Source organism: Aliivibrio wodanis (assembly GCF_052920805.1).
In genome coordinates, this window is record NZ_JBREXA010000001.1 from 917,794 (window position 1) to 941,664 (window position 23,871).

General features: G+C 37.3%; 16 protein-coding genes. 8 read left to right on the top strand and 8 right to left on the bottom strand.

Annotation, left to right across the window (positions count from 1 at the left end; translation table 11 throughout):
• Positions 1 to 29 precede the first annotated feature (29 nt).
• The 7 genes from ACU5DF_RS04250 to ACU5DF_RS04280 all read left to right on the top strand — a co-directional run bounded on the left by ACU5DF_RS04250 (position 30) and on the right by ACU5DF_RS04280 (position 9,283).
• On the top strand, positions 30 to 1,328 hold the full coding sequence (locus tag ACU5DF_RS04250; protein ID WP_045103583.1) for an ABC transporter permease subunit: 1,299 nt from the start codon (positions 30 to 32) through the stop codon (positions 1,326 to 1,328).
• The gene (locus tag ACU5DF_RS04255; RefSeq protein WP_045103582.1) at positions 1,328 to 2,242 is read left to right on the top strand and encodes a sugar ABC transporter permease; all 915 of its coding nucleotides are present in this window, start codon (positions 1,328 to 1,330) and stop codon (positions 2,240 to 2,242) included. The genes ACU5DF_RS04250 and ACU5DF_RS04255 overlap by 1 nt, the downstream gene beginning before the upstream one ends.
• Positions 2,242 to 3,378, top strand: a complete 1,137-nt coding sequence (locus tag ACU5DF_RS04260) for an ABC transporter ATP-binding protein (protein ID WP_446711910.1) — start codon at positions 2,242 to 2,244, stop codon at positions 3,376 to 3,378. The genes ACU5DF_RS04255 and ACU5DF_RS04260 overlap by 1 nt, the downstream gene beginning before the upstream one ends.
• A gap of 113 nt (positions 3,379 to 3,491) precedes the next feature.
• Positions 3,492 to 4,115 carry a hypothetical protein gene (locus ACU5DF_RS04265; RefSeq protein ID WP_446711911.1) on the top strand — a complete coding sequence of 208 codons (624 nt, stop codon included), beginning with the start codon at positions 3,492 to 3,494 and terminating at the stop codon, positions 4,113 to 4,115.
• Positions 4,116 to 4,199: 84 nt separating this feature from the next.
• Complete coding sequence (locus ACU5DF_RS04270; protein ID WP_446711912.1) at positions 4,200 to 6,173, top strand: amylo-alpha-1,6-glucosidase; 1,974 nt, start codon at positions 4,200 to 4,202, stop codon at positions 6,171 to 6,173.
• 266 nt (positions 6,174 to 6,439) lie between these two features.
• Positions 6,440 to 8,275 (top strand): glycoside hydrolase family 13 protein, encoded by a 1,836-nt coding sequence (locus ACU5DF_RS04275; protein ID WP_446711913.1) that lies wholly within the window; start codon positions 6,440 to 6,442, stop codon positions 8,273 to 8,275.
• Positions 8,276 to 8,341: 66 nt separating this feature from the next.
• Entirely contained in the window at positions 8,342 to 9,283 is a 942-nt protein-coding gene (locus ACU5DF_RS04280; protein ID WP_045103577.1) for a LysR family transcriptional regulator, read from the top strand.
• 123 nt (positions 9,284 to 9,406) lie between these two features.
• Here ACU5DF_RS04280 and ACU5DF_RS04285 read toward each other — a convergent pair whose 3' ends face one another.
• The 6 genes from ACU5DF_RS04285 to ACU5DF_RS04310 all read right to left on the bottom strand — a co-directional run bounded on the left by ACU5DF_RS04285 (position 9,407) and on the right by ACU5DF_RS04310 (position 17,643).
• Positions 9,407 to 11,038 (bottom strand): methyl-accepting chemotaxis protein, encoded by a 1,632-nt coding sequence (locus ACU5DF_RS04285; RefSeq protein ID WP_446711914.1) that lies wholly within the window; start codon positions 11,036 to 11,038, stop codon positions 9,407 to 9,409.
• A 527-nt stretch (positions 11,039 to 11,565) separates the two neighbouring features.
• Entirely contained in the window at positions 11,566 to 13,191 is a 1,626-nt protein-coding gene (locus ACU5DF_RS04290) for a methyl-accepting chemotaxis protein (RefSeq protein WP_446711915.1), read from the bottom strand.
• A gap of 282 nt (positions 13,192 to 13,473) precedes the next feature.
• Entirely contained in the window at positions 13,474 to 13,926 is a 453-nt protein-coding gene (locus ACU5DF_RS04295) for an NfeD family protein (protein WP_446711916.1), read from the bottom strand.
• Positions 13,927 to 13,935: 9 nt separating this feature from the next.
• The gene (locus ACU5DF_RS04300) at positions 13,936 to 14,859 is read right to left on the bottom strand and encodes an SPFH domain-containing protein (RefSeq protein WP_045103573.1); all 924 of its coding nucleotides are present in this window, start codon (positions 14,857 to 14,859) and stop codon (positions 13,936 to 13,938) included.
• Between the two features lie 228 nt (positions 14,860 to 15,087).
• A complete protein-coding gene (locus ACU5DF_RS04305) occupies positions 15,088 to 16,533 on the bottom strand; it encodes a sensor domain-containing diguanylate cyclase (RefSeq protein WP_446711917.1) in 1,446 nt (481 codons plus the stop codon).
• Between the two features lie 177 nt (positions 16,534 to 16,710).
• Entirely contained in the window at positions 16,711 to 17,643 is a 933-nt protein-coding gene (locus tag ACU5DF_RS04310; RefSeq protein ID WP_446711918.1) for an exopolyphosphatase, read from the bottom strand.
• 228 nt (positions 17,644 to 17,871) lie between these two features.
• On the opposite strand from ACU5DF_RS04310, the gene dbpA reads away from it, so the two are divergent.
• Positions 17,872 to 19,260 (top strand): ATP-dependent RNA helicase DbpA, encoded by a 1,389-nt coding sequence (dbpA, locus tag ACU5DF_RS04315; protein WP_446711919.1) that lies wholly within the window; start codon positions 17,872 to 17,874, stop codon positions 19,258 to 19,260.
• 315 nt (positions 19,261 to 19,575) lie between these two features.
• On the opposite strand, the gene ACU5DF_RS04320 is transcribed toward dbpA, so the two are convergent.
• On the bottom strand, positions 19,576 to 21,135 hold the full coding sequence (locus ACU5DF_RS04320; protein ID WP_446711920.1) for a DUF4132 domain-containing protein: 1,560 nt from the start codon (positions 21,133 to 21,135) through the stop codon (positions 19,576 to 19,578).
• Positions 21,136 to 21,196: 61 nt separating this feature from the next.
• Positions 21,197 to 23,359 carry a HEAT repeat domain-containing protein gene (locus tag ACU5DF_RS04325; protein WP_446711921.1) on the bottom strand — a complete coding sequence of 721 codons (2,163 nt, stop codon included), beginning with the start codon at positions 23,357 to 23,359 and terminating at the stop codon, positions 21,197 to 21,199.
• Positions 23,360 to 23,871: the final 512 nt, after the last annotated feature.

The window sequence follows — 23,871 nt, forward strand, 5'->3', positions numbered from 1 at the left end:
CAACACTAATAAATAAGTAGGTTATTTACATGAGTCAACAGTTTGTATTCTGGCTCTCTATGCTTATACCGGGCAGTGGGCACCTTCTATTGCGCCGAACAAGAGAAGCTTTATTCGGGTTCTCAATACTGGCTTTAGAGATATTGGTTTTTATTCAATTCACCCTTCCAAATTTTCGTCTGTTAGCTGTCGAACAACCCAATGGAAAAATCACCATTGGTGCTGAGCGCTTTGTTGATGATTCATTTCTTATCATGGTTGGTTCAACCGTTGGCGCAATGATGATTTTGGTCTTTTTTGCACTGCACTACGCTTTCGCTCGTGATGCAAAAGACGTTAAACGACAAATAGATGAAACTGGTTTTGCAATTACGTTTACAGAAAAAGTACGTGGATTATCACACGAAATCGTACCGAATCTAATTACAGCACCTAAATTCATATTACTGTTTGTATTTGCTTTATTACCAGCAATCGTTTCCATTGTCGTTGCTTTTACTAACTTTAAACGTCCCGTCTTACCACCAGCATTTCTAATTGAGTGGAAAGGCTTCACTAACTTTGAGCGTTTGTTCACGAACGAACGTACAGCTGCTGCATTCCAAGAAACCTTGTCATGGACATTAACTTGGACTTTCTGTGCTTCTGCCCTGACGATTGTTCTAGGTACAGTCCTTGCCGTTGTAGCAAACAATAAACACATCAGAGGGAAAAAATTCTTCCGTACTGTGTATATTTTACCTTGGGCAGTTCCTGCTTTTTTAACCATTCTTGTTTTCCAACTTTTCTTCTCAAAGATTGGCGGCATGAACACCATGGTTATCCCGTTTTTCACAGGTAACGAATACGATGTAAGCACAGCTATTGGCTTCTTCCTAAACGCAGATTACGCCAAAATCACCATCATCTTAATTCAAGCATGGTTAGGCTTCCCTTACGTATTTATCTTGGTCACGGGCGTACTACAAACCATTCCTGATGACTTGTATGAAGCCAGTGCGATTGACGGCGGTAACGCATGGACCAACTTCTTCGATATTACATTACCTTTAATATTAATTAGTGTCGCTCCAGTATTTATTACCCAATTTACCTTCAATTTTAATAACGTCACCATCGTTTATATGTTGGGTGAAGCAACGGTTCAAACCGTAGGGTCAATCTACAAACCACTCGATACGATTTCATCTCTTGGTTTCCGCTTAATGATGGATGCTAAATACAACGAAGCGGCGGTATATACCTTAATCACCAGTACTATTGTTGGTGCCGTAGTCTTGTATTCATGGCTTAAAGCTGGTGCCTTTAAAAATGAGGAGGTCATGTAATGGACAAAGCAATCCCTTTAGCACGCCAAACCAAAGCGAAACGTTTTAATCGTCATATCATCACGAAGAACATGGGTGTGGCTTGTTGTTATGCGTTTCTGATCTCGATGGCTGTGATCATTCTTTACCCAATCTTAGTTACCTTAATGAGTGCGTTTAATGTCAGTAATTCACTGTATTCAACCTCATTTTTCCCTGAAAATTTCAGTCTAACGGAAAACTTTGTTCAACTTTTCAATAATACGCCTTATTTAAGTTGGTACCGAAATACCTTCTTAGTGTCAATAATCACTATGATCCTCTCTACGTTTATCGTAACTATTTCGGGGTTTGTTTACTCTCGTTATCGTTACCAATCTCGTAAGAGTGCATTAATGTCATTACTGATCATTCAAATCATTCCATCAGGCAGTGGCTTAATTGCTCTGTATGCGATTGCGAACTCTATCGGTATTTACAGCTCTGCTAATGCCACACTTTATACGTATATCTTTATGATCCTCATCTATACAACAGGTGGTATCACAATGAATACGATTTTAATGAAGGGTTACTACGATTCTATCCCTCGTGCATTAGATGAATCAGCCAAGATTGATGGTGCAACACAAATGCAGATCTTTAAAGAAATACTGCTGCCATTAGTAAAACCGATGATCATGGTTATCGCTATCTTCTGTTTCTTAGGCCCAATTGGCGACATCATCATGCCAAAATTCCTGATTGCAAGCATGGATTCAGAGGCGAAAACATTAGCAGTAGGCCTTATGGGTCTTATAAACAATATCAAAGAATCTAGCTACAACGTATTCGCAGCAGGCGCGGTCTTAGCAGCAATTCCGCCTGTTATTGTGTTCTATAAATTTCAAGATTATATCGTGGGCGGCTTAACGTCTGGTGGAGTAAAAGGCTAATGAGCAAGATTTCATTAAGAAACATCAATAAAAAATATCCAAATGCTGATACCTGTTCAGTACGTGATTTTAATCTCGATATTGAAGAAGGCGAATTTATTGTCTTAGTTGGTCCATCGGGTTGTGGTAAATCAACCACTTTACGAATGATTGCAGGATTAGAAGATATTACTGACGGCGAATTCATTATTGACGGTGAAGTCGTAAACGATGTCAGCTCAAAAGATCGTGATATTGCGATGGTATTCCAAAGTTATGCGCTTTATCCACACATGTCAGTTCGAGATAACGTTGGTTATGGCTTAAAGCTGCGTAATTACCCAAGTGACGAAATTAAGGAGTCTGTTGATAACATTGCTGAAGATCTGTTCTTAAAGGAATATCTTGAGCGTAAGCCTAAAGAACTTTCAGGCGGCCAACGTCAACGTGTGGCTTTAGGCCGTGCCATGGTTCGTACGCCTAAATTGTACCTAATGGATGAACCATTAAGTAACTTGGATGCGAAATTACGTACTACAACACGTACTGAAATCTCTCGCATGCACAGAGCTAAGGGCGCAATCACCATTTATGTAACCCATGATCAAGTCGAAGCAATGACCATGGCGGATCGTATCGTATTAATGTCGATGGGTGAGGTTCAACAAATTGGCTCGCCAAAAGAGTTATTTACTAATCCTAAAAACTGTTTTGTCGCTACTTTTATGGGTATGCCATCAATGAATTTGATTGAGGGAACCTACGAAGGCGGCCAGTTCATGTGCCACTCTTTTACTATTACCTTAAATGAGAGTGATCAAAAAATCTTAAATGACGCAGGCTATAACGGTAAATCAGTTACGTTAGGCGCTCGCTCTAGTGCCATTCGTTCTGGCAAGAAATACCGCGATGCGTTCCCTGATTGTTGTTTTGAAGTCACCGCACTTAACAGCGAATACTTAGGTGATGCGATCAACGTGTTCTTTAATGCCTCTCCAATGAACATGTTTGTTGGTACTTTAGGCACTGGTGAACCAGATGTTGATATTGATGAAAAAATCACCTTAGTTCTCGACAATACCAAGCTGCATTTCTTTGATACTGAGACAGAAGAGTCCATCAAATACTCAATAAAATCAGCTGAGTTTAACAAATAATCTCAAAACAAGTTTCTAACAAAATAGCTCATTACCCTCTTTAATTAAGAGGGTAATAGCATAATAAAAACAAACCATTACAGAACTGGTATTGATAATAGAGGAGTTACACTTTGAATTTTCGCGGCCAACTTCAACGCATTCACGACTACATGCTTCATATTGCTGTTGCTGTCGTTATTTTTATTACTGGTTTCATCATTGCATACAGTAGCCTTCCTAAGCCAACATTCGACTATTCAACCTTTTCTGAACAACAAAATCACTTTGCACAATGTGTAAATAATGATGCCCTATTTCTTTCTGCTAAGCGTTTTGAAAACAGTTACCTAACGCTTCCTCTAGAAACCATTAATACCGAATACAACACCCTGCGTGAGCAGATCCCAAGTAATTGTGGCTCTTTTCATGTAGAGAGCAGCTACGAGCAATTACAAGAGATGGCACTTCCTGTATTAGCTGAGGCTCAACGCTTTTATGGCTCAAAAAACGTCAAAGCTGTAAATGCCGTTTATACCACCCCATCCCAATACAACGCTTTACTTAAGCAACCCCAGCCGTATCTATTTTTTATCTCAGATAACGAACAAGAACGCATTGTTGCGATTAAAGTTATCCCTACTAAAGATGATGTAAAAATAACACCTCTTTGGGGATACGAAGAGAGCAAAGATCTCGCGTATACCCAAGGGGAAGTACAAAAGCTGTTACTTGTTTATAACGAAATAAAAAGCTAACTATATAGTCCCCTGTTAAATTTACACTCAATTAAAAGCCGTGTAAATACAGACCAACATTTGACATTTAATTGTAAGGTTCACATGAAAATCTCTCTTTCTAAAGCTAATTTTCGCGATATGAATCGCCTTGAAGAATCAAATTACCTACTAACTAATGGATTAGGTGGTTATTCTTCTCTTACCCTTGCTGGCTCTTGTAGCCGAAGTGATCATGCGTTGTTTATGGCAAGCCTTGTTGCGCCAAACAATCGTTTCAGTTTTGTTCGCCATTTGGATGACCGTATTACCTTAGCAAGTGGAGAGTCTTATCCATTGTCATCACAGGCCAATGTAAATCCATATGACACGGTTGATTCAACTCTATTATTTGATAATTTCACTCAAACTTACCTTCCAACTTTTACTTATCGTATCCGTGGGATTGAAATTACAAAAACCATTGTTATGGAACAAGGGGTTAACCGCCTTGCAGTAAAATATCATGTGTTTAACCCACTACAACAAGCATTTACTCTGCATGTGACGCCAAAATATCAGTTCTGTTCAAAAGGACAAAATCTATCAAGAGAACAAGTGTTTTCACATAATGAAGGAAAGATCAGTAGTAATGGTCAGCACCTAACATATCGTCATAATGGTGCAAACTCAGCACTAGACACGCCTCGCTATGAATCAGGGCTTTATTTCTCTTATGATGCACGAGATGGTCGCCCTGCTACTGATGCACAAATGGCGCTTCATACTATTGCGTTCGTTGGCACTGAAACCAATGAGCAATTTTACGTTCTCTTTGAGGCTGAAGAAAAACGTGCAACCTCGCTACCGACACAATCCGTTGATGTTATGATCAACACTGAAATTGAACGCCAAAAAGCCTATATTGGTCAAGCTAAACTAAAGAGCATATTTGGTCAGCAATTAGTTCGAGCCAGTGAACAATTTGTTGTTGATCGTGACTCTACCGAATCGAAATCTATTATTGCAGGTTACCCATTTTTTGCCGATTGGGGTCGCGATACCATGATTGCGCTTTGGGGCTGTAATTTATCAACCAATCAGTTTGAAGATGCAAGGCAAATCTTCCGCACATTTATCCGTTATGAACAACGTGGTGTGCTACCAAATCTCTTCCCTGAAGCTGGGGTTGAGCCAATGTATAACACCATTGATGCATCGCTGTTGTTTATTGTTAGCCTATATGAATACTACCAAGCTAGTGGTGATTTAGAATTCATTCGTGACGAAGCGTACGAGTGTATGATGAACATCTATCAGCATTATCGAAACGGCACTGATTTTGAAATCAAGATGCTTGATAATGGCTTAATCAGTGGCGGCAGCGGTTTTGATCAGCTTACTTGGATGGACATTCGTTATGGCGATATCGTACCAACCCCAAGACATGGTTGTGCAGTAGAGATCAATGCACTGTGGTTTAATTCACTTTCAATTTTAGATTTCTTCAATCAAAAATTGAATAAATCGATGCCAGAGCTACCAGCACTAGTAGAGCAAGTGAAAGCAACATTTAATCAAGAATTCTACAACGATGCTGGCTATCTAAATGATTGGATTAAAGAGGGTGAAATAAACCAACAAATCCGTCCAAACCAAGCTTATGCGGTTGGCCTTCCTTTCCCAATATTAAGTCAAGAAAGGGCCCGTTCTGTCATTCTAACCATCTACAAAGAGCTGTATTCACCACTAGGTTTACGATCTCTATCTATGGATGATCCTGAATTTAAAAACGTATGCACTGGCTCTCATTTTGACCGTGATATGGCTTATCACCAAGGCACCGTTTGGGGTTTTATGATTGGTCAATTCTTAATGGGTATATTGCGTCAATTCCCACACGATACTGATTTAACACGTATTGTTGAACAATTTATTGAACATAACCAAGACGGTCTTTATGAAGGTTGTATTGGTCAACTCGCTGAAATCTATGATGGCTATGCACCAAGTCAATCTCGTGGTTGTTTCGCGCAAGCGTGGAGCGTCAGTGAAGTATTACGCGTCGTGAAATATTACGAACAAACGCATCAAAAATAGAATTTCATATTTAAATAATTATACCAATCACAGTAAGTAAGTGAACATAAATAGCGCAGGAAAAATGCTTGAGAACAAGGCGGCACTTTTCAACAAAATAGTTTCGATAAGTAGTTATTCTACAATCAAAAATTTCAACACAGTTATCGAGCATTTTAACCAGCTAGGATGATCAGTTATTTACTACGATTGGTATTATCCCAACCTGAGTGGCTATTACGTCAGATAGTTATTCGGGTTGGTACTTTCATTAAACGGTATTAATCATGATTACAAAAGCAGCGATCTATCATAGATCTCATTCAAGTTATTCTTATACTTATGATAAGGATACACTTCACTTACGTATTCGCACCGCAAAAGGCGAAGTCGATAATGCTACGCTAAGAATTGGTGACCCATACGATTGGACATCCGGTGGCGGTGGCGGCAACCTCAATGCAGAAGATGCAATGGGTTGGAGTGGCGGCGAAAACTTTGTCATGAAAAAAGAGTGTGAAACAGAATTATTTGATTACTGGTTCTGCGAAGCGCAGCCACGATTTCTCCGTGCTCGTTATGCTTTTATTCTAGAGAGCAAAGAGAACGAAAAACTACTTGTCACTGAAAAACAAATTTTCACCATCACAGATGATTCAGATCCAGTATTAAGTCAATTACTCAACTTTTACTGCTTCCCATACATGAACCCTATTGATGTATTTAGCCCACCTGAGTGGGTAAAAGATACGATTTGGTATCAAATATTCCCTGAACGCTTTGCCAATGGTGATCCATCAATCTCACCTAACAATACACTTCCTTGGGGCTCAGAAGATCCAAAGACCAATAGTTTTTTTGGTGGCGATTTACAAGGCGTAATTGACCACCTTGATTACTTGCAAGATCTCGGTATTACCGGATTGTATTTTACGCCAATAACTCAAGGCAAGACTAATCACAAATACGATACTGTTGATTATCTAAAAGTTGACCCTGCCTTTGGTGACAACCATACCGTAAGAACCTTAATTGAAGAAGCCCATAAACGTGGCATGAAAGTCATGCTAGATGCCGTATTCAATCATATTGGTGCAGATTCTATTCAATGGCAAGATGTCATCAAAAACGGCAAAGACTCCAAATACATTGATTGGTTCTATATTGAACAATTCCCACTCGTGGACGATTCTAAAAAAGATCAACACAGTAAAGAGTATCTCAACTACCGCGCTTTTGCCTTTGCGCAGAACATGCCAAAATTAAATACCGAAAATCCAGAAGTGATGGAATATTTACTTGAAGTCGGTCGATACTGGGTTCGTGATTTTAATATTGATGCATGGCGCTTAGACGTAGCAAACGAAGTTGACCAACGTTTCTGGCGACGCTTCCGAGATGAATTAAAAGCCATAAAACCCGAGATCTATATTCTAGGTGAAGCATGGCATGACTCGATGAATTGGCTTGCAGGTGACCAATTTGATGCCGTAATGAATTATCCATTATCAGATGCCATGATAGGCTTTTTTGCTAATGAAAATCTCAGCGCTAATCAGTTCAAATATGCCGTAAATGATGTTAATGCAAGTTACCCGATTGGGGTTAATGAAGTGGCATTTTCATTATTAGATAGCCATGATACCGCTCGTATTATTCACCGTTGTTCTGGCAATAAAGAAAAAGTTAAATTGGCTTATTTATTCCAGTTCACTCACAGTGGCACACCCTGTATTTATTATGGCAGTGAGATAGGTTTAGATGGCGGATCAGACCCATTAAATCGTAAGTGTATGATTTGGGAAGAGAGCCAGCATGATATGAATATGAAACAGCACATCATGCAGATCATTAAATTACGTAAGCTACACCCTGCATTGCGTGCTCATAATATTAACTGGCTAACAACAGATGATGAGCAGCAATGCCTTATCTACCAAAAAGTCTTAAATGATGAGTGCATTACTATTGTTATCAATAACAGTGCGAGTACGGTAAATCTGCCCCTTCCTAATACATTGGCAAACCATAATGTTATTGATATTTATAATGAAGTGACTTGTAAATTAGAAAAAACAATAACATTGCCATCGTTTGGCTTCGCTATGTATCAAAACGAGTAGTAACCACTAGAAATTAGACTGTAAGCAACATAAAATAGCTCTTTCTTATTTAAGTAAAGAGCTATTATGTTTAAATTAATGATTCAATTCATTCAAGTAGCTAAAACTCAAAACGTAACCCAAGCGGCAAATAATCTCTGCTTAAGCCAGCCAACCTTAAGCCATAACATGCAGAAGTTAGAAGAAAAATTGGGCAGTAAATTGTTTAACCGTAACTCTAAAGGGATCACGCTAACCTCTAGCGGAGAGTTACTTTATGAACAAGCCAAAATGATGCAAAACCTCTATGAAAACACCCTCAACAAATTAGAACAAAATAAACTAAGGCATCAGACCGAATTAAAAATAGGTTGCGGTGATGCATGGTGGCAACTATTTATTCGCGATTATGTTCAGGAATTTAAAGATACCTATCCTCATAGTAATATCTCAATTGACGTTGGTAATCACCTACAATTAATGAACCTTTTACTCAGTGATGAGATCAGCATCTTCGTGGGTCATGAAATATTAGGTCTAGCACAATATGAAGATATTCTATTTCACCCTCTGTTCCGTTGTAGCGAAGAGGTTTATGTAAGAAAAGGGCATCCTTTACTAGAAATAACTTGCAGTAATGAAGATATTGCTCGTTTTCCATCAGTTGATTTAGGCGCTGCTAAAAAACGTTTTTCACATTTAGTTCAAAAACAAAATGCTGAGCTCAATTCTTTTCAAAAACGTCACTACTTACAAGAAAAAGTTATCTACAATACTAATTCTTTACTAACCGCCATTGATTTATTACAAGATAGTGATGCTATTTTGCCTTATCCCATTACGATGAGGGAGTATTTCTCTCGCTTTGATATTGTGCCTCTAAAAATGAAAGAGTGTTTTAGTAAAGCTACTATAGGCGCATATTTACATAAAGATGGACAACAAAATAAACAAAGTATGGATCTTCTCAATACCTTTAAAGAACTCATTAAAAACAATCCTCAAATAAATGGGATTTCTAATAAATAGATAGTTCAAGTAAGAGATATACTCAATTAATTAACAAATATAAAAAAGGAGATCAGATGATCTCCTTTTATTATTTAGATTAATATTATGTGATTTAACCAATAATAATGACTAAAGATGGTATTACACTTTAAAACGCGATAAAGAAGCTTGTAGTGTTGTTGCAAGTTGAGCTAATTCAACACTCGATTGTGCGGTTTGCTCTGCTCCTAATGCCACTTCACTCGCTGATAAACTCATGCTTTGAATGTTACGACCAAGCTCTTCGGTTACTGAATCTTGTTGACTACATGCACTCGCAATTTGAATACTCGTATCTGTTACTTTCATCATGGTCTCTTCAATCATTTGGATTGAATTACCAGTTTGAACGCTTTGCTCTACACAGATACGGATTTTAGAACAACTTTGATCTGTTGCCGCTTTTGCATGTGTCGCACTTGCTTGAAGTTTCTCAATAATTTCAACAATTTCAGTGGTTGATGATTGAGTGCGACCCGCAAGAGAACGAACTTCATCAGCAACAACTGCAAAACCACGACCTTGCTCACCAGCACGCGCCGCTTCAATTGCTGCATTCAATGCTAATAAGTTAGTTTGATCAGCAATACCGCGGATAACTTCAACCACAACACTGATGTTATTTGACTCACGCTCTAGCTCTTCAACTAGCTCACCTGCTTGCTCAATATCACGAGACACGATTTGAATTTGTTCAATGTTAGACTGAACATCTTGGTTACCTTGCTTTGCTTCTTCAGATGCTTCTAGAGCTGATGTAGAGGCAGTTTCAGTATTGTTTGCTACTTCCGCGACAGTTGCTTTCATCTCTTCCATTGCAGCAGCTACCGTTGTAATGTCAGATTGTTGCTGTTGCATACCACGCGCAGATTGCTCTGAAATCGCGCTCATTTCTTCTACAGCAGCAGATAATTGAGTAACCGCAGAAATCGTATCTTCGATCAATACTCTAAGTTGATTTTGCATTTCAATGTTAGTATCTGCTAATTCACCTAGCTCATCATTACCAATTTCATCACGTTGAAGACGGAAAGTTAAATCACCCGCAGCAATCGCTTTAGACTGCTCAACCACTAAATTCAAAGGGCGACAAATTTGGCGAGCCAAGAAAAAAGTAATGGCAATCATAAATAGTATTAATGCAGAAAAAGACACTTTAGTTGCTGTCGTTACACTATCTACACTTCTTATTATTTCGGTTCGGTTATTAGCAATAAAGCCTAAGTTGATCTCAACTAGAGCATCCATTGCTGCACCTACTGCCTCAAACTCATCTAAAGACGTCACTAATTCTTCATGTGCTTTATCTAAGTTACGGCTTTTCACTAGTTGATTAAAATCAGATAAAATACTCGAATAGTTTTTCCACGAGCGCAATACTGTATCGAATACTCTACGCTCATTGCCACCAGCTACCGTTCTATCATAACTCTCAAGCATATTTTTAATTTTTTGCTCTGTCGTCGTTTGGCGATTAAACAATGCTTTTAATCCATCATTATAATCAGAGTAAGTTAATGACGCATATTGACTACGGCGTAATACTGACATTTCAAAATATAAATTTTCAACAGAGATAACACTTGGGACTGTAGAATCAGCAAAATTAATAACTTCTGATTCTACTTTATTTAGTTCTTGTAATAGGAAAATAGCAAACGCTATCATTACTAGAGAAATTGCCGCAAATACAACGGCAATTTTATTACGTACTACTAGATTTTTATAACTCATGTTTTTAACAACCTTTAGATTATTTTTGTAACTCACTCCATGAGCATAACGATATTATTAGAGATGATTTTATCTCCTAGCCTTAGGTAACGGCCAATCGTCGAGAAAGTAAAATAATTTAAACCAAAAGTCACACATTTTTATAAACCATCAATATGTTAACACCATTGACCATTCGTGATAAAAAACGACTTTAGACTTGAGGATTTAATTAAATTCAGTAATTTATGCTAATAGCCTGATCTTTTATGTTAACCAATCGACTGTTTAACTTTAAAAAGTAACCTATCTTTTTTCTAAATAGCTCAATAATAAAAAAATACTTCCTATATCGATAGAATCTGATAGTTATTAATGCAAAAAAATATTTAAAATAAATTTATCTAAAATTATTATTGGAGTTAAAAATACAAATTAACAATGAGTTTACCATGCTGTTTATTTTATTTGAGCACTAAAAAAGGAGACTAGTTAGCCTCCTTTTTTATTAGTTTTAAATGTTAGAATATAGTGTATTTAAAGTTATTCTATACCTTAAAGCGTGATAGTGAGGTTTGTAGTGTTGTTGCAAGTTGAGCTAATTCCACACTTGATTGTGCCGTTTGATCTGCACCTAACGCTACTTCACTTGCAGATAAACTCATACTTTGAATATTACGACCTAGCTCTTCTGTTACTGAATCTTGCTGACTACATGCACTTGCTATTTGAATACCGGTATCAGCCACTCTCATCATTGTCTCTTCAATCATTTGAATTGATTGACCTGTTTGAACGCTTTGTTCTACACAAACGCGAATTTTAGAACAGCTTTGGTCGGTTGCAGCTTTCGCATGTGTTGCACTTGCTTGTAGCTTCTCGATGATCTCAACAATTTCACTGGTTGATGACTGAGTTCGACCCGCTAAAGAGCGAACCTCGTCAGCAACAACAGCAAAACCACGACCTTGTTCACCTGCCCGTGCTGCTTCAATTGCTGCATTCAGTGCTAACAAGTTCGTTTGATCAGCAATACCACGAATAACTTCAACTACAAGACTAATATTATTTGATTCACGCTCTAACTCTTCAACCAATTCACCGGCTTGTTCGATATCACGAGAAACAATTTGAATCTGATCAATATTCGATTGAACATCTTGGTTGCCTTGTTTCGCTTCTTCAGACGCTTCTAGCGCTGATGTAGAGGCTGTTTCAGTGTTATTTGCTACTTCAGCTACCGTTGCCTTCATCTCTTCCATCGCTGCGGCTACCGTCGTAATATCAGACTGTTGCTGCTGCATACCGCGTGATGATTGCTCAGAGATGGCGCTCATCTCTTCTACAGCAGCAGAGAGTTGAGTTACTGCTGAAATAGTGTCTTCTATCAACATACGCAACTGATTTTGCATTTCAATGTTAGTATCCGCTAACTCACCTAATTCATCGTTACCAATTTCTTCACGTTGAAGACGGAAAGTTAAGTCGCCTGAAGCAATTGCTTTAGATTGTTCAACAACTAGATTTAATGGACGACAGATTTGACGGGCTAAAAAGAAAGTAATAAATATCATAAAACCAATAAGAGCAGTGAATGACACCTTAGTCGCCATAGTCACGTTATTTACACTAGCCATAATTGTTGTACGATTATTCGTTACAAAAGCAACATTGGCCTCTGCTAGTACGTCCATCGCGGCACCAACCTCTTCAAATTGGCTTAAAGCATTCACAAGATCCATTATCGCTATATTTTTTTCACCATTTTGTATTTTTTGAGTAAACCCTTTTAAAACACGTTGGTATTCAGACCATCCATTTGCTACTCGATCAAATATTCGACGTTCTTCATTACTAACAACTGTCGCTTCATAAGTGGCTAATTCTGCTTTAATCGAATTGCCTTGTTCAGAAAGAGTAGAAAATAAACGGGGTAAATCTTTTTCTTGGTAACTTAATGCTGCATATTGATTTCGGCGGTACGCATTCATATCAAAATAAATATCTTCAACAGCTAACACACTTGGAACAGTAGAATCTGTAAAGTTAATAACTTCAGCTTCTACTTTATTTAATTCTTGTAATAAAAAAATAGCAAACGCTATCATTACCAGTCCAATTGTAGAAAATACAACGGCAATTTTTTTTCGTACTGCTAGATCTTTATAACTCATGATTTATATAACCTTGATATGTTGTAATTGACCATTTATAAAATAATTATTGGATAAATTGAATATCCATCCGCTCTAATTTAATAGCGGTTTATAAATAAAATATTATAAAAAATATTAAATGTCACATATTTTATATTAGAGATAAGTGATAATAAAGATGCGAGAATGTTATATTTAATAGGTAACTGAAGGGTTGCTGCTTTCGTTGTGTAGATCAGGTTACCATTTTGCGCTCAAATGTAGGCGTAAAATGGCAACCTTTGTATTTAAAATGTATATTTATTTCTTGATTGGCTCAATGGTCAAAATAATACCGTCAACAGATACAACATGAACTAGTGTACCCTTTGGAATATTTTGAAAACTTTTTGCAGACCAAGTGGTATCGCCTAGAACAATTCGGCAAGAACCTGCAATAATATCCTCTTCCAAACGAGATGTTTGTCCAATTAATTGCTTATCTTTTTGATTCAATACCCGTTTAGCATCCGATGTTTCATCTTTTTTATGCTGATATCTCCACCACAACCACGTTGCAAAAAGAGAAAAAACAGCAAAACTTACCCATTGTAATTGCCAGCTGAGTGGAATAATGGCATACAATATACCAACCACCACAGCAGATAGCCCTATCCACAAAAAGTAACCCGCGGTTCCTAATAATTCACCAGCAAGTAGCAGTAAACCAAGCGTTAACCAATGCCAGTGATTCATTTGCTCAAAAAATTCCATTATGAACTCCTATTTAGAACCCTCTTTATCGACTTTAAACATTTCAGCAATACCCGCAACTGAGCCCATTAAGCCCGATGCTTCTAAAGGCAGCATAATGATTTTACTGTTTTCTGCCTGTCCTATTGATTTTAATGCTTCGGTATAGCCTTGCGCAATAAAGTAATTGACCGCTTGCATATCACCTTGAGAAATCGCTTCTGATACCATTCTTGTTGCATTTGCTTCGGCTTCGGCGGCACGTTCACGGGCCTCAGCTTGTAGAATTGCCGCTTGCTTGTCACCTTCAGCTTTTAGGATCTCGCCTTGTTTATGACCTTCTGCTTTTAGTATTTCAGCCTGACGTTTGCCCTCAGCTTCTAGTACATCGGCACGCTTATGGCGCTCAGCCTTCATTTGTGCGTTCATCGCTGCTGTTAGATCTGCTGGTGGTTGTACATCTTTAATCTCAATACGTGTAATTTTTACGCCCCATGGATTGGTTGCCGCATCAACAATAGCTAAAAGCTTCACGTTAATCATGTCACGTTGGCTCAGCATTTCATCAAGCTCCATAGAACCTAACACAGTACGCATATTCGTTAATGTTAAATTACGAATAGCATGCTGAAGATCGCTCACTTCATAAGCAGCTTTTGCGGCATCAACGACTTGAACAAAACATACAGCATCAATGGTTACATTCGCGTTATCTTTTGAAATAACTTCTTGCGCAGGAATATCTAGTACCTGCTCCATCATATTTATTTTATGGCCAATCGTATCAATAAATGGAATGATCAAATTCAGACCCGGTTGTAACGTCTGGGTATATCGACCAAATCGTTCTACCGTCCAGTTGTGACCTTGAGGTACGGTTTTTACACCCAGAGCAATTAATATGAGTACAAGAAAAACCAGTACTCCAATTGTTATTAACGTATCATATGCCATTATTTTCTTCCTTGTATAATTGATAATTATCTAAATATATCTGAACTTTACGAATAAATGTTTATTTTTCAATCATACCTAATTTTATTATAAATGTATGGGCACATTCCGCAGTATTAATGAAAAATAAGACTACCTCTTACGAAATAGTCTTATTAAATAAATTTAAGTATCAAAACTTGAACGTCACTGATAGTTCATAAATAGGGGTATATAATCAGGTAGTTATTAGTGGCAACCAATACAGTCACGTCCTGATTCTTTTGCTTTATACAATTGGCGATCAGCATGACTAAATATGTTTTGAACTGTATATGTAGTATCTGTCACTGTGCTAATCCCCATACTACATGTCATCGTTAAGCGTTTCTCACCAACCGGAACTGAGATCGCTCTGATTATTCTTTGCAATTTTTCCGCAATTACTTTTGCTTGCTGTTGGTTTTTATTTGGTAAAAGAATAATAAATTCATCTCCACCGAAACGTCCAACTATCTCACCGTCTTCGAGGTTCAATATACAACCATCAGTAAATGCCGTGATCATTAAATCACCAATATGATGCCCGTATTGGTCATTATATTCTTTAAAATTATCAATATCACACATGATCACTGTAAAAGGTTGTTTACTAGCATTATACCTTTCTAATGCTTCTCCAACTTTAATCTCAACTGCACGACGATTATTCACTCCAGTAAGGTAATCGTTATACGCTAATTCAGAATACTTTTCTTTTTGTGCTTTAGTTCGTTTTACATAATGGAGATTAAATATCAGCAAAAGCATGATCACAAAACAGATTCCAATCACGCTTAATAGGGAAATAGATATCATAGTTTGCCAATAGTCTTGTTGCTTAGTAACTACAACAATAAAAGGTAATCCTTCGACTTTACGAGCATAAACGGTATCAATACTACCATTCTTATATATATCAGAAGCGAAACTAACCTCATTGTTGGCGTGTAATTTATCTAGAATATAAGGTTCGATATTTGATGAGTCAATTGTCTTACCAATCGAATCTCCTCCTTTTGGAACCACAGAAAGAAGCCTTAAGTTAGAGCTCAAGATCGCAATTCCCATTGATGGGGGAAGGTCTAAATGACGTAATGTTGAGTTAAAGAACTTTAAACTAGTTGAGAAACCAACCATGCCAGCAAACTCACCATCATCACTTTTAATCTTATGACCCTGAACCACAACATCACGTCCTAAAAGATCAACAAATGGTAAAGTAACTACTCTTTCTTTTTCTAATCCCTTTTTTAAAACACGGCAGTATTCTCGATGAGAAACATCTACATTATGTAAAATTCGATTGTGGGTAATAAGGCAGTTTTCATCAATAATAAATGCTGAAATAGCATTAGGAAGCACATCTTCTTTTTCTGCTAAATAGTTCAGTTCAACTTGATAAGCAGATGGATTATCTTCTTTTTTATTAGGGCCATTGCGAGATAGATCAGCCACCATGTCTTCTAAGGCTCTCTCTGAATCACTAAATGACTTAATTAACCAAAGTTCAACAAAGCTTGCATTAAAGTGAAGGCGAGCATTAATACGATCATGATCACTTCTATAAGAATCATAAACATAGAAAATGGATAAGAAAAACAGAAGTAAACCAATCACCATTGAACTATAAAAAAAAGCGCTTCCGTTCTTCATACTATCTCTATAATACTGTCTTACTTATGCATTTGACGCGCGAATATAACACAACTAACCATCTTGTAAAATTAATGAGTAAATGATTACTTTTATTTATTTTGAAAAAAAGTCTAGATAATTACTTATCTAGACTTTTTATTAAACAACGGTATTCATAAGAGCTAAAAGTAGATCTTAACCATCTTGAGTAATTGTTTTAATCAATATTTTTTGCACTTCATCCGCTTTTTCTATTGAAATCTGACACGTACCAGCAGCATGATGGCCACCGCCACCGTATGCTAGCATCAGCTCACCTATGTTAGTTTTCGAAGAACGATCAAAGATAGATTTTCCGGTTGCAAATACAATGTTTTGTTTTTGGAAGCCCCACATTTTGTGAATTGAAATATTACATTGAGGGAATAATGCATAAATACTAAAGCGGTTTGACGCATAAATTGTTTCTTCACCAGTCAAGTCCAGAAAGACCAAATTCTCGTATTGTGTCGCACAGCGTAAAATTTGCTCTTTACTCTTCTCTTCATGTTCAAAATAAAGATCGATTCGTTCTTTCACGTCTGGTAATTCTAAGATTTGTTCAATCGAATGTTCTTTACAGTAATCAATCAAATCCATCATCAATGCATAATTAGAAACGCGAAATTCACGGAATCGGCCTAAACCGGTACGAGCATCCATTAAGAAGTTTAATAAATTCCATCCTGTCGCGTTCAACACTTCTTCTTGATTAAATTGTGCGGAGTCTCCTTTATCTACCGCTTCCATCATATCCCCCCATGCTTGTGGGAAACGCTCAAAGCCTCCGTAATAATCCCATACAACACGAGCAGCAGAAGGAGCGTCAGGATCAATGATATGATTTGGACGTTCACCAGTATTACGAATTGTCTCTGATAAATGGTGATCAAAGATTAAATGTGCTTTTTTAACATAAGGAAGGTTAGTGACAATATCTCTTTCAGTAATATCAATAATGCCATCTTGCATGTCTTTCGGATGCACAAATTTAATGTCATCAATTAAGTTCAATTCTTTCAATAAAACAGCGCATACCAACCCATCAAAATCACTTCGTGTAATCAAGCGGAATTTTGTTTCAGACATAAAATAATCCTTTTAATAATATCATTATTCACTTACTACTCAGTATAGCATTCCACTAAAAAATCACTAGTAGAAGCTCACGATAATCTAAAACCAGTCATCCTATCCAGCTTGATGTTTTTATAGACAGAAAAAGTGTGATCTCTCTTGCTTTTTATGCCTCTTCTCTTTACTCTGCCCCCATTAGGCAATTCTTATTTTGCTGCTACTTGTTTATAGGACATCACCTTGAGCCAAACATCTTTCTCATCATTAGAACTGAACCCATCTCTTCTTCAAAACCTAGATACTTTAGGCTATAAAGAAATGACTCCAATTCAAGCACAAAGCTTACCATTCATGCTGAAAGGGAAAGATCTCATTGCCCAAGGAAAAACGGGCTCAGGTAAGACTGCTGCATTTGGTTTAGGTCTACTAGCAAACTTAAATGTAAAACGTTTTCGTGTTCAATCATTGGTCTTATGTCCAACACGTGAATTAGCAGATCAAGTTGCGGTAGAAATTCGTAAGCTTGCTCGCTCTATTCATAACATCAAAGTATTAACACTATGCGGTGGTGTTCCATTTGGTCCACAAATCGGTTCACTTGAGCACGGCGCGCACATCATCGTTGGTACTCCTGGCCGTGTTGAAGAGCACTTACGTAAAGGTTACTTAAACCTAGACAATCTAAATACATTTGTTCTTGATGAAGCTGATCGTATGCTAGAAATGGGCTTCCAAGACGCGATTGATATGGTATTGGATCACGCTCCGGCTAAACGTCAAAACTTACTGTTCAGTGCAACTTTCCCACCGCAAATTAAGTCTATTGCCGATCGAATCATGAACGATCCAATCATGGCAAAAGCTGAAGATAAAGTTGAAAACACATCTATTGAACAGCATTTTTACAAAGTAGATGATTTTGAAGACCGCTTAAAGGCACTTCAACTGCTTCTTCTTAAGCACCGCCCAGAATCGACAGTTATCTTCTGTAATACAAAGCGTGTTACTCAAGAAGTTGCTGACGAATTACGTCATTTTGATTTCAGCGTAACTGCACTTCATGGTGATTTAGAACAGCGTGATCGTGATAAAGCGTTAGTTCGCTTTGCCAACAAAAGTACTTCTATCTTAGTTGCTACCGATGTTGCAGCTCGTGGTCTAGATATTGATTCACTAGATGCGGTAATCAACTTTGAAATATCTCGTGATCCTGAAGTTCATGTTCACCGTATTGGTCGTACTGGCCGTGCTGGTAATAAAGGTATTGCACTAAGCTTATTTAACAATAAAGAAACTAACAGCATTGCTCAAGTCGAAGATTACATGAGCATTACTATTAATGATGAACCACTACCAAGTGAAGATCACTTAAGTGAACAGCCTCATTACCCTGAAATGGTAACACTTTGGATTGATGGCGGTAAGAAAAACAAACTACGCCCTGGTGATATCCTTGGTGCATTAACTGGTAAAGACGGCATTGATGGTAAAAAAGTAGGTAAAATCAATGTATTTGATTTTCACGCTTATGTTGCGGTTCACAGCTCTATTGCTAAAGCGGCATTAGATAAAATGGCAACAGGCAAAATGAAAGGCCGTACATTCCGTGTAAGCCGCATGCGCGGCTAAGCACGAACGACAGGATTTATAACAAGCTGTTTAGTCTCGTACTAGGCAGCTTTAATATCCGCTTAATATATTTTTTATTTGAAGTACTTAAATCGAGTTTACAATAACTCCAACTATTGCCGTCTCCTTTCAACTTTTTCGCCAGATTTATCCACTAGAATCTGAATATTATCAAACACCGGATGAGCCGTTTACTATATGAATGAGCAGGCCTTAGAGATTGAACAGCGCCAAAATAGATATGATTGTACTATTTTTAATAATGCCATCAACGCTGTCATTGATGGCATATAATCATTTATTGATAAATAAAAATTATTCTTTTATTGATTCAACATCACTAATAACTTCACTGTAAATAATACGAGAAACATCACCGAGTGTGAGTTGGTTATTTTGTTCCCCTTTATAATCAAGATTATCACCTGTACAGAATTCGATACCTATAATGTCTTGATATCCTTCGTCGTCATAGTACCCTACATAAAAACCTTCATTAATATGCATAGATACAGTGACGTCCGCATGAGTAAAGTATTTTTGAAACCAAATTACGTAGCCTCCATCCTGTGGTTTCCCAGTTTGCCAGCCACGCTTTTCTAACGTACTGCGCATACGAGAGGTCAAAAATGTTTCCTTTTCATAAGCGGAGAGCTCCTTATCTGAATGATTCTTTTCTGGTAACGTAAAGATAGGACGTGACAGTTGAATGAAAGGAGGCACTATCTCATAATCGGCTAATAGCGTTTTCCATTCCACGCAGCTTGCTTCATCTAGTGTTAATAGGTGAACGACAGAGAAAGTGCAGTTGCTGTCTAAGATGATTATCTCATCCTCAATATCCACAAATTGATTGCTTTCATCTAAACGGGCAAGAGTTAGTCCTTCTTTATGGTGGATATTCCATACCACACGACGAGCAATATAGCTAAGTATCGGATTACTGCCCCACGTCTTATTGAATAACGAAAATGAAAAAATACGCTCTGTCACCATCGCTTGCTCTAAACGTTCAACGGCATTGTTATACACTTGTTTTATGTGTTTACGCAGCGCTGTTAGCTCTGTACGACGAGTTTTTAAGTGCTCTGCATCATCATTTTTTCGGGTTGCAGGGGCTGATTTCTTCATCTTCCCCTCTACATTGATTAAGAGAGTACCTTCATCACTGAGCGTTAACCTAAGATCTCGTTCACCAAATGGAAAGTGGTAATTGCCCTGCTGATCGAAACCAAGAGCGGTGACCGCTAAATCAGAAATTTCATCTCGAGAGATCCCTTTTTCTTTCGCTAAACGATTTAATGCACCAATACTACGAGCTTTTAATCCTTTACTGCGGGCTTTTCGTGACCAATGATCAAGCCAAGTTAATGCAACAGTAGAGCTATTGCCTGCTAGAATCTCAACTTTATAAAAGGCAATTTTAGATCCACCATTACGCGATTCCTCATCTAAATCTTTACCCAAAATGTGCATCAAGGCATCATCACCTAATAACGCAGCGGCAAACAATACCCAACCTGAACGGCGAGTTTTATCATCTACCTGCGCATATAACGCTTCCCACAGAGGTTTAAACTCTGTGCTGTCACAATATGAAATCACTTGTTCAAGCAGTACTGAGTGCTGTGTTGAACTTTCTTCAGATAACTTAGAGATTACCCACTGCATTGTTTTTGCCGATAAAGCACGACCAGTTGACCAAGTTAACGAGGGTAAATTGTCTAGCTCGATACCTTTTGGAAGACCCCCAGCATATTCACTAAGGATAAGTTCAAGTTGCGTAAGGTCTTCTGTCGAGAGAGGCGCTTTCGAGATTAAATTTTTCTCAATACCACTTTGAGATAGAGCAATCATAAAAGCCGTATTATTCATTAATAAACTTAACTTATGGTTTTTTTCTTTGGATCTTGCTTTATTTAAAGCAGGAAGCGCATCAGCATGAGGTAATTGAGCTAATGCTTCGGCGGGTTTTCTGCCTTACTGCGAGTTTTTTATGGGCAAGTAAATCAAGAACAATCGGCAAAGTGTCCTGTAAAGACAATTTAAGAGCCAGTACTATTAAATGACTCGATGCGTTCGAGCTATATGTTTTAAATACAGACAAGGTATTAGGCGATTTTAATGGCAAGTAGAGAGACAATAAATGGTCTAGATCTGCTAGTGGAATTGTAGGAAGGTATATTTCAATAGCTTTAATTGCATTATCTTGATAATACGAAGTAAAAAAATCAAAAACTATTTCACCACAACTACCTGTATACCTCTCAGGCTGTCCTATATATTCATGCAATAAATAAGTCAAAAAAAGTAATGCGTTGGTTTCACTACTTTCATTGAACTTAGTGAGTTTTTTTAATAATTTTATTTCATAGTGTATAGATAGTCCATTCATCATGGCACTAAGAGCAATGACAAAAGCACGATCACCCTGTTGAGCTATTAATGTAGTAAAAATATCTTCTATATAAGAATCCACTCTTGATCCCCAACTTTTTGAAGTTCGAGATAATTGATAGCCACAGTCACAAGAACAAGGCTTATTTTTAATAGAGGTAATGGCATTTTCGAACTGTCGGTGTTCATCCTCTGACACATTTTGCAGTAATTGCTTAGCATAATTTATAGGTGTCGCGGTTATCTCTAATCTTCTTTCTAGCCCAGAAAGGCTCGCTAATAGGTGTTTTATCTCTGCCACACTTTCTTTTTTAGCTAATAACATTGTGGTTTCAATAATACGGTTTGCAACGCTAGGATCAGAAACCAAAGAAAGTAATACTTCACAAACATGATAACGTACTTGCTTTTTACAGGATAATAACGCACCCAGCAACGCTTCAGTGGCTGCGGTTCCTTGATGGATTAGCCCTTTCACCGCCGCCTGTCGTACAACCTCAAGAGTGTCATCTAAATAATCAATAAACGTAGGAATAACGGCAGGATCAGTAGATACACTTAATGCCTCCAGTAACCAGATACGAGGTTCTATATTTTTGGACTGAAGAGTAGTAATTAACAAGTGTGGATAATGCGTGCCAATAACCGCTAGACCTTCACGATCAAGTTCACTTCTGAAAAACTGGTTATTAGCAATATACTGAACCATTTTTGTAGCTACTTTTTCATTACAAAAGACACAAAGCAACTCTTGATAATCAAGGTGATTAAGTAAAAATTTCTCGACTTGTTCTTTTGGTAGTACCATCAACAGTTTTTTATTCATGATGGCCTCATGAATACTTAGATGATTAACAAGAAACTCAACCCTTTCACTATCTAGTTGCTTATTTTGTTGGTGTAAACACAAAGCAAGCCAAGAAAATAACACTTTTGCTCTAGGATGCATTGTTTGGGCTTTTGCTCTTGGTATCCTTTCATTTAATGCTATCTCACAAATAGCGTCACTGTGTTGCTCAAAGTAGGGGTAGATTTCATTAACATCATGCTTTACATGTTTAGCAATTAAGACTAATTCTTCAGGCGTCGCTTCTTGATGTGTTAGTGTTAAAAAATTAAGAACATCAATCTTTTTTGATTTGGACGCTACACGGTTAACTTCTTGAGCTACCTGTTGTGCTGGCCAAATATCTAACATCATATTGAATATTTGGTCTGACTTATCGGCAATTGTGTATCTTGCCATTGTCGTTATTAATTTTTTAGGGAGTTGCTCGCTAGGGATCTTCTTTTGTATCGCCAATTCTATGTATAGAGAAAAAGCGAGCCTTTCTTGTAACCTTGGCAATATATCAATAAGTGGTTGCACATCACCTTTTGCATTCTTCAATAATTCAGAAGCACCTAATAGTAAATGTTTACAGCTTCTCCAGCGGTGAATATTGTCAGAGAGCTCACAGGCATTAGTGAATAATTCGATAAGCTCTAATATTGAAAACTCATTAGAAGCGTAACTTAAATCATACCAATGACTAATATGAAAAGCTAAATTGATGTGTTTTTTTCGGTGTAATTCCCAAAGGATATTTTCATAGCAGTTATCCTTTCTAAAGTGTTTTTTTAAATCATAGGCAACATCGTAAAAAGAGGAATTACTTTCGACAATTTTCTTTGCTATTTCTAATTCAGACTCAGTTATCATATCACTCTCGTTATTTGTTATTATTTTTTGGATAACCATCTATTTAAAACAGTTTCCTAGCCAGTAGGATTATTAATCCGTAAGTATAAATAAAAGCCAATTGTAATGTAACCCCCTATAAAAATAGAATATTTCATTTAAAATACGTCCACTAACACGGCTATTTTTAACCACAACATTTAATGTTATTTTTTTAAAAAAGTAACGAAAGTTAAACATACTTACTATTTATCTGGATGCGGTTGAACGCTTTAACATTCGCATAGATTCCACCGACTGAACATTGTAAGACAGAAGTCATAATATTCCGTTTGTGAGCATTTTATACCGATACATCGTAGTTTCCGATAACAATCTATCATGATAACCAGTATCAGCTTTCCACTATTGTTGTATCAAAACTATTTACTAAACTCTTATTAATTATGAGTAATTTATTGATTATGATTAAAAAAAATGGCGCTTATCATTTTAAAAAAATAATAAACGCCATTTATAATGACTAACTTATA